Raw genomic sequence first — 2093 nt, forward strand, 5'->3', positions numbered from 1 at the left:
CTCTAGAGAACAGGGCGGGCGGGGGGCTGTCGCAGAGGGTGGCTTTTCGAGCCGTTTCCTAGTGCAAAGAACACCAGTCAACTCGAAGCCTTGCGCGTGCGCATGCTCACTTAACCTGTTCAATCTCAGGAGCCGGCGCTAGGCCTTTCGGCGTTGCCTGCTAGGTTGGCGATTGCGTATTCGCCGGGAACAATGCAGCCTAGGCTTGGGGTTCGAGAAGCTACTTCCCGGGGCGGGACCATGCAGGACGGATTCGCGGCACGGCAACTGGTGCAGAAGTCATGACACGCGCTCAGTTGGCCGGTGTCATCCTGGGCTTGTCGCTGGTAGCGGCGCTTACCATTGTCCGGGCGAGCGACCCGCAGCCGTTGAGACTCGCCCGCGAAGCGACGTTCGACCAATATCAGCGGCTGGCACCTCGCAGCTTCGAGGCGATGCCCGTCCGCGTGGTCGACATAGACGAGGCTTCATTGCGGCAGTTCGGGCAGTGGCCGTGGCCCAGGGATCGCATGGCGGCTCTGGTCGACAAACTGACGGAGCTTGGCGCGGCAGTCATCGCGTTCGACATCCTTTTCGCCGAACCCGATCGTCTGTCGCCTCGCAGTGTTGTCCGCGACGTGCCAGGCATCGATCCTGCCCTGCTCGATCGCCTGCCCGACAACGACGAGATCTTCGCCCGGTCGATCGCCGGCAAGCCGGTTGTCCTGGGTTACGGCATCTCCAACGAAGGGAACTATCATCCGCAGGTGAAGGCTGGCATTGCCTTTACGGGCGAGAGCCCGGTCGATGCTCCTCCCCATATCAGGGCAGCCACACCGCTGCGGCCGCAGCTTGAGGCCAATGCCGCCGGCATCGGACATATCAGCCTCAATCCAGGCAAATCGACCGCTGTCGTGAGGACAGCTCCACTCTTTCTGACTGATGGCGAGCAGCTTTATCCGGGTCTTGCTCTCGAAGCCATGAGGGTAGCGCAGGGCGCCTCCACCTATCTGATTGCCGGCGCGCCGGAAGGGCAGGGCATAATGACCTCCGTCAAGATCGGCGACTTCGTTATCCCGGTGACCTCGGCAGGCGAACTCTGGCTCTATGTCAGTCCCGACAGGGCGGAACGGTATGTTTCGGCGAAGGACGTGCTTGCACCCAATGGCGTCTCGCCCCAAACAAGGGCCGCGATCGAGGGCAACATCGTGTTTGTCGGCACCTCCTCCGCCGGGCTGCAGGATATTCGTGTCACGGCGCTCGGTGAGAACGTGCCGGGCGTCTCGCTCCACGCGCAGATGGTTGAACAGGTACTGTCCGGCCACTATCTGTCGCGGCCCGACTGGGCAAACGGGCTGGAAATCGCGTCGATCGCGATGCTGGGCAGCCTTCTGGTGCTTCTCACGATTTTCGTAAGCCCCGCGATTGCTCTCGCCTGCGGCCTGGCGATCACCGGTATGGCGCTCGTCGCATCATGGCTTGCCTTTTCGCTTGCGGGACTGCTGTTCGACCCGTTTGCGCCAATCGTCATGGGCTCGATCACGCATTTCGCGACCACCTCTTTCCGCTTCCTGGTGACTGACCGGGAGCGGCGCGCGATCCGGCGGGCCTTCGGTCAATATCTGTCGCCATCGCTGCTCTACCGTATCGAGCACACCCGCGACGCGCTTCGTCTTGGCGGCGACGACCGCGAGCTGACCGTGATGTTTGTCGATGTACGCAACTTCACCGAGATCAGCGAAAGACTGCCGCCCACCGCCGTCGTGCGGTTTCTGAACACGCTTCTCGACGCGCTCAGCCGTCATGTCACCGCCAACGAAGGCACACTCGACAAGTTCATCGGCGATTCGATCATGGCCTTTTGGAATGCCCCGATCGATGTCGCCGATCATCCCGCCAAAGCCGTTCGCGCGGCATTGGCCATGCGCGAGACGATTGCTCGCCTCAACGAAAGCGACGCATTCGGATTCGGCGCCGAGCAGACGGTTCGCATCGGCATCGGAATCCATACCGGCGTCGCCTGCGTCGGAAACATGGGTGCTGAGTCGCGATTCAACTATTCGGCGGTGGGCGACGCAGTGAACACCGCAGCGCGTATCGAGACGGTGTGCAAG

1 protein-coding gene is annotated in these 2093 nt (G+C 62.3%); it reads left to right on the top strand.

The genetic code is table 11. The annotated features are described in order from the left end of the window. Positions 1-281: 281 nt before the first annotated feature. On the top strand, positions 282-2093 hold a 1812-nt coding region (locus EOA33_RS33390), incomplete at its 3' end, for an adenylate/guanylate cyclase domain-containing protein (RefSeq protein WP_145989447.1).

Origin of the sequence: Mesorhizobium sp. M4A.F.Ca.ET.050.02.1.1 (assembly GCF_003997725.1) — a bacterium.
Classification (GTDB): domain Bacteria; phylum Pseudomonadota; class Alphaproteobacteria; order Rhizobiales; family Rhizobiaceae; genus Mesorhizobium.